Source organism: Lentibacillus sp., assembly GCF_035301925.1.
In the GTDB taxonomy this organism is placed as follows: domain Bacteria; phylum Bacillota; class Bacilli; order Bacillales; family Amphibacillaceae; genus Lentibacillus.
This window is the reverse complement of the sequence record NZ_DATGTI010000192.1, coordinates 1-6,365: the sequence shown is the minus strand read 5'-3', so window position 1 is coordinate 6,365 and position 6,365 is coordinate 1. Positions and strand designations below refer to the sequence as shown.

General features: G+C 42.6%; 5 protein-coding genes and 2 pseudogenes. 4 read left to right on the top strand and 3 right to left on the bottom strand.

What is annotated here, in order from left to right; translation table 11 throughout:
- Positions 1-270 precede the first annotated feature (270 nt).
- Both VK080_RS15520 and VK080_RS15515 read left to right on the top strand, forming a co-directional pair.
- Positions 271-693: pseudogene (locus tag VK080_RS15520) on the top strand (transposase); the annotation flags it as partial.
- Positions 690-1,058: pseudogene (locus VK080_RS15515) on the top strand (transposase); the annotation flags it as partial. The pseudogenes VK080_RS15520 and VK080_RS15515, both read left to right, overlap by 4 nt.
- A 288-nt stretch (positions 1,059-1,346) precedes the next feature.
- Here VK080_RS15515 and VK080_RS15510 read toward each other — a convergent pair.
- The 3 genes from VK080_RS15510 to VK080_RS15500 all read right to left on the bottom strand — a co-directional run bounded on the left by VK080_RS15510 (position 1,347) and on the right by VK080_RS15500 (position 4,201).
- Positions 1,347-2,417, bottom strand: a complete 1,071-nt coding sequence (locus VK080_RS15510) for a flavin monoamine oxidase family protein (protein ID WP_324225680.1) — start codon at positions 2,415-2,417, stop codon at positions 1,347-1,349.
- Positions 2,418-2,542: 125 nt separating this feature from the next.
- Complete coding sequence (gene trxB, locus VK080_RS15505; protein WP_324225679.1) at positions 2,543-3,496, bottom strand: thioredoxin-disulfide reductase; 954 nt, start codon at positions 3,494-3,496, stop codon at positions 2,543-2,545.
- A gap of 45 nt (positions 3,497-3,541) precedes the next feature.
- Positions 3,542-4,201: a metalloregulator ArsR/SmtB family transcription factor gene (locus tag VK080_RS15500; RefSeq protein WP_324225678.1), complete on the bottom strand. Its 660-nt coding sequence runs from the start codon at positions 4,199-4,201 to the stop codon at positions 3,542-3,544.
- 141 nt (positions 4,202-4,342) lie between these two features.
- On the opposite strand from VK080_RS15500, the gene VK080_RS15495 reads away from it, so the two are divergent.
- Positions 4,343-5,644 (top strand): MFS transporter, encoded by a 1,302-nt coding sequence (locus tag VK080_RS15495; protein ID WP_324225677.1) that lies wholly within the window; start codon positions 4,343-4,345, stop codon positions 5,642-5,644.
- Between the two features lie 223 nt (positions 5,645-5,867).
- Positions 5,868-6,365 (top strand): transposase (locus VK080_RS15490; RefSeq protein ID WP_414672266.1); only part of this gene is annotated, 498 nt, incomplete at its 3' end.

Sequence of the window (6,365 nt, the reverse complement as noted above, 5' to 3'; positions counted from 1 at the left end):
TATTTACATTAAAACTCACCCAGATCAATATGCCTATGACTATTACTAAAGTGAATAAGGAAATTATTGAACGCAGAGAAAAAGCATCTGTAGATTCTTTTGAACTCATTATGTTTCCTCTTTTCTGAATGCTTTATAAATGAATCAATTTTATAATTCTCAGCCCTTGTCCCGCAAGGGGTACAAAATATAAAAAAGGGAGCACCTCCCCAAATCCTGTATAATGGTAATTGTCGAAAGGACCATAAAAAGACTGAAGGAGTGCTCCTTATGACCATTATACGACAAGAAAGCTTTTTTAGCATTCAAGAATTATATGACATGGCACCCACCCAAAAGTATGCCGCCATCATGGCCGGCATTGATTTGGATATGATTTATCATGCCGTGATGAAACAATCCCGGTATGGTGCGCCGGAATCCGTGAACTATCCGGCCACGATAACGGCCTATTTCATCCGCTTTGTCGAACGCATCCCGACCGTCAAAGACCTCGCGCGCCGGTTGACGGATGATATTGCGTTTAAAATGGATTGTGGATTCCGTGTCGATGATCCGGTACCTTCCGAGGCCACATTTTCTCGTTTGGTGACAAAATTGAGTGATACGAATATTTTGGAACAGGCGCAGGCGTCCGTCATCCGTCAGGCGACTGACGAAGGGTCCATCTCAGATGACACGGTCGCGATCGAATGACACAAGCGCTCGTCATTCAGGCATTGAAACGTGCATTCCAGACACAGACGCCCACCGCGGGCTTGATTCATCATTCAGACCGGGGCAGCCAGTATGCCGCCCTGGATTATCAAGCATTACTGCGTGAACATGACATCACGACAAGTATGAGTCGCACGGGCAACTGTTATGACAATGCCTGCATCGAGTCTTTTCACAGCATTATCAAGAAAGAACTGATTCATCCTGCGCGCTATCAGACACGCGAAGAAGCACGCAGAAGCATACTCGAATATATTGTCAGTTTCTATAATTACGAAAGAATCCATGCATATCTCGGTTATCTTTCACCGATCGCATTCGAGAAGAAATATGCCGGATAATGACGTTATCCAGCATTTGAATTTTAAACATGTCAGGAAAAATCAGTAGCAAAAATCGCATCGTCTTGATTTAATGTGTCCGAAATCTTGACAGAAGTTCAAGATAAAAGGGAATAGTTAATCGGGTGAATGTTGATCCATCCCATTTTTAAAGGAAGTCATTTTATACATTGGAAATCCAAAAAAAGTTCGATTCGCCTATCTTATTTATCATTTCAAATAAACCGTATTGTAATCCACTACGGAGCTGATATCATACATGATCTGTGGGGCTACATAAGACAATTTTCATGTTATTCTATACAGAATATCGTTTGCTGCATTTAATGCACCTTCTACATGTCCTCCTGAAATTGCACTCGTTTCTGTGCTTGCAAATAATAAATGGTTTCCCCATATTTCATCATTATCAATTGGTTGATATGGCGGAAGTTGTGTCATCGGAACAGAATCTTTTTCTATTGCCGTAAAAGCATCTTGTGACCAGTCTTTATATAGAATATCTTTATAATCCGCAGCTTTCTTTCCAAACAGGCGGGTCAGCTGTTCAATGACCAGTTTGTAGATTTTTTGTTCCCCGAGTCTTCTTCTTTCTTGAGGCGACAGGCCGAAGAACCCAAACAAAGCTCCCGTGTGATTATTTTCTGGTGAAGCATCGTGTATTTCCTGTAACGGCCCCCGGTGACTATTTGCTGTGCCGCTTAAATTATTATCTCTCCAAAAGGGACGGTCATAAATAACGACTATCTTGGCCTGTGATGCCATCCATGTTCTTTGAATGGAAAGGTTTTTCTGTGTAATTGTTGCGAGTTCAGGTACAAAAGAAATGTTTTTCTGGATGATATTAGGCGGCATGGCAAGTACAACAGATTTAGTGACGAATGAAACGTCTTTATTTTCTTTATTCACGGCTGTCATTTCAATTTCATCATTGTCCAGCAGGTTAAGTTGTTTTAACTCGATATTCAGCATAAAATTTTCAGAAGGTATTTGTTTCTGCATTGCTTCAATCAGTGACTTCATACCACCTGTTATCCTGCTTGATGCGGGCATATCCGTCTTAAAATGGCGGATCATTCCGTGAGGATTTTCAAAAGTGTGGTCGCCACCTGAAAATTGTTCAAAATTTTTCAAGTTGAGTTCATTCAGCAGTTGTTTCATATTGGGTTGGAAATCCGGCCAGAACCATGTAGGACCCAAATCGAAATAGGCAGAAGCTGCTGTACTGTAGTCCGATTGTATACGTCCTCCCATTGAAGACTTTGCTTCAATCATTAAAAATTTAATATCTGTTTGTGCTAATTTTTTTGCAATTCTTAAGCCGGTCAGCCCGGCACCTGCTATAACTATGTCATACATCGTCATTCTCCTGTCCCATTTAAGAAATATTTTCAGATTGAAAAAAATAAACAATGGCTATTCATCAATCAAGATAAATCGTCATTTTATCATTTTTCAAAATTTTTGTAATCCGGCTGAAAGTTTTATTTGACAGAAGTACTCAGTTTCTCTGAAAGTGTTTCAACATATTTGATGGCAGTTTCTGCTGCGATACTGCCATCGCCGGTCGCTGTAACAATTTGTCTGAGCTCTTTTGCACGTATGTCGCCTGCTGCAAAAATACCGGGTACATCTGTTTCCATTTTTTCGTTAGTCGATATATAGCCTTCCGCGTTAGTGATACCGAGTGATTGATAAGGTTCACTGAGCGGCACCATACCGATATAAATGAAGACACCATCAATCGAATGGTCATATTTCGCCCCACTCTTCACATTCTTAAGTGTCACACTGCTCACTTTTCTTTCTGTGCCGTTAATCGATTCCGCCACGGTGTCCCATATGAAATCCATTTTTTCATTTTTAAACGCCCGTTCCTGGAGAATATTCTGAGCACGTAATTTATCACGGCGGTGAACTATGGTCACTTTGTCGGCAAAACGTGTTAAGTACATGCCTTCTTCCACTGCAGAGTCCCCACCGCCGATGACGACAAGTTCTCTCTCTTTAAAGAAAGCACCATCACATACAGCGCAGTATGATACTCCGCGTCCTGTCAGTTCACTCTCACCTTCAATTCCCATTTTTTTGAACTGGGCACCTGTTGAAATGATCAGCGAACGTGTTTTATATTCTTTATCTCCTGCAATAATCAGCTTATAGTCACCATAGTCTTCCACTTTACTGATATCGCCATATGCATATTCTGCACCGAATTTTCTTGAGTGTTCAAACATTTTATTTGATAGATCGGCACCCAGAATGTGATCAAAACCCGGATAGTTTTCTACTTCTTCCGTGTCCACCATCTGGCCGCCCGGCACACCTCTTTCTATCATTAACGTATTTAAATTTGCACGTGATGCATAAACTGCCGCAGTCATTCCTGCCGGTCCGGCTCCTGCAACAATCACATCATAAATCTGGTCTCTTGCCATCAACAATTCTCCTTCTTTAAAATCATAACTATTTTCATCTATATATTAAGGCAGATGAATATACTTGAACTCTTTCCATTCATTGATGCCTTCTTCTATACGATAAGCTTCATAACCTCTCTCATTCAGAAGCTTTACAGCCCGGGAGGCAAAAACACAATATGGTCCCCTGCAATAAGCAATGATTTTCTTATCTTTGGGAAGAGATTCTATATGGGTATCGAGATCGTCTACCGGGATGGATGTTGCTCCTGAAATATGGTAACTGTCAAATTCATCCCGGGGTCGGACATCGATCAAAACGGCAGTTTTGTTCTGTATCTCCTCCAGCATGTCTTTAAGTTCAATCATTTGAATTTTTTCACTTTTTTCAATGTATTCTTTTCTTGTTTTTGTTACATCACTGAAATTATTTTCCGCGAGTCCTTTAATCATCAGTACAACCTGTCCTACATTGTCATCGACAAGCGAATAATATACAAAATTCTTCTCTTTACGGAATTTGACAAGTTTCGCCTCCAGCAATGATTGAAGATGCTGGGAGGTATTCGCTACAGACATCTTAGTCTCTTTTGATAATTTTTCCACCGTTTTCGTCCCCTGTGATAAATAATCAATTATTTCAAAACGTCTCGGACTGGCGAGCGCTTTACTGATTTTTGCGAAGTGTCCGTATACCGTATCTTTAAATTCTCTTTGCTCCAAATTAATCCCTCCTATACCTATTCAACTAATTTATTGATTACTCGAATTATAAGTTGTACAATTCTATATGTAAAGTTTTTAATCTATCTGTAGAAAAAGTTTATTTTACTCAATTTAAAATTTGGAAGGAGGAGCAGTTTTATGAAAGAAAAGAATGATGGGATAAGCAATTACATAAATTCACCGGAAAAACAACAGCAGTTATATAAACGCACTTTGATTGTCGTCGTGATCTCCCAAATTTTTGGAGGCGCCGGGCTTGCCGCAGGAATTACTGTAGGTGCTCTGCTTGCTGAAGAAATGCTGGGTACAAATGCGCTTGCCGGATTGCCGGCGGCATTGTTTACTTTAGGCTCAGCCGGTGCGGCACTCGCGGTCGGAAGATTATCAAACCGTTTTGGGAGACGCACAGGACTCGCAACAGGTTTTATCACAGGTGGGATTGGTGCAGCCGGAGTTGTGATTGCAGCGCTTTTCAACAGTGTGTTATTATTATTCATATCCCTGCTCATATACGGTGCCGGTACGGCAACAAATTTACAGGCGCGTTACGCAGGAACCGACCTGGCAACGGTAAAACAGCGTGGAACGGCAGTGAGTATCGCAATGTTCTCTACCACATTTGGTGCGGTAGCCGGGCCGAATCTGGTTGATGTTATGGGGGGTTTTGCTGTTTCCATCGGAGTACCGGAACTGGCCGGTCCCTTTATCCTTTCGGCAGCAGCATTCATAACCGCCGGGCTGTTTTTATTTGTCTTCCTGCGTCCTGACCCGTTCATGGTTTCTTTGAAACTCAATGAGCATCAGTCGGCAGCCGAAACAGTTGAAACGGAGGAAGTGCCTGTACCCCGACAGATTAATAAAAGAACGATTATGACAGGTGCGTTCATCATGGTGCTCACCCAGATTGTAATGATTGCGATTATGACAATGACGCCTGTACATATGGGCGATCATGGGCATAGTCTGCGTGCAGTGGGACTCGTGATTGGCTTTCATATTGCGGCGATGTATCTGCCATCACCTTTAACAGGGATACTCGTTGATAAACTCGGACGCCCTTTCGTGGCAATTGCAGCTGGAGTGACATTGCTTGCTTCAGGTCTCATTGCAGCCTTTTCTCCCGGAGAATCAATGATTCTCGTAGCTATCGCCCTGATTTTACTGGGCCTTGGCTGGAACTTTGGTTTGATTAGTGGTACAGCAATGATCGTCGATTCGACAGCAACTGCCACCCGTGCTAAGACACAGGGAACTGTGGATGTATTCATCGCTCTCGGTGGAGCTTCAGGCGGAGCCATGTCAGGAATGGTCGTCGCCGGATCCAGCTTCGAAATGTTGTCGCTCACAGGAGGTATCTTATCATTGATATTGATACCACTGGTGATATGGACGATTAAGGAAAACAATAAAACCGTAGATATCAGTCACCATAAAGTTTAATATGGATTTGAAAATATCCTTGGCGGGCCGGTCCTTACTTTTAGATATAAGCAGGCAAATGGTGTGTACGTTTGATAAATTCATCAAAAAATTTCACTAGTGTTGCATAAATAATACTATAATATTACCAATATTGGGAATTATCCAAAATATCGGTTTGAGGGCATAAAAAATCCTTTATAATGGAAGTGTTGGTATTTGTCCAAATCCAGTCGGGCGTAATTTGAAACACGTCAGCGCACTCGCCGACAAAAACGGATTGGCAGCCCTGAGTCCGAGTCAGTACCGCGACCTGCTGGTCATCCAGGAATTATACCGCCAACAAAGCAAAATGTTTGAAGAAAAGACGGCCGGCATCAACGATCGCATCGTCAGTATCCGCCAGCCACATGTACGCCCGATCGTCCGCGGCAAGATGAACGCACCGGTCGAATTCGGTGCCAAATTGTCGGTGAGTCTGGTGGATGACTATACATTTCTGGATGTGCTGTCATGGAATCCGTATCACGAAGGCAAAGGGCTCCAGGCGTCGGTTGAACAGTACAAACAACGCTATGGCCATTACCCGGAAGCTGTATTGGCAGACACAATCTACCGCACACGGGAGAACCGCAAATACTGTCAAACCCACGGTATTCGCCTGAGCGGACCGAAACTCGGTCGCCCGGCCAAAGATGCACAGATCAATGCCGATCAAAAACGCATCGAATATCAGGATGCC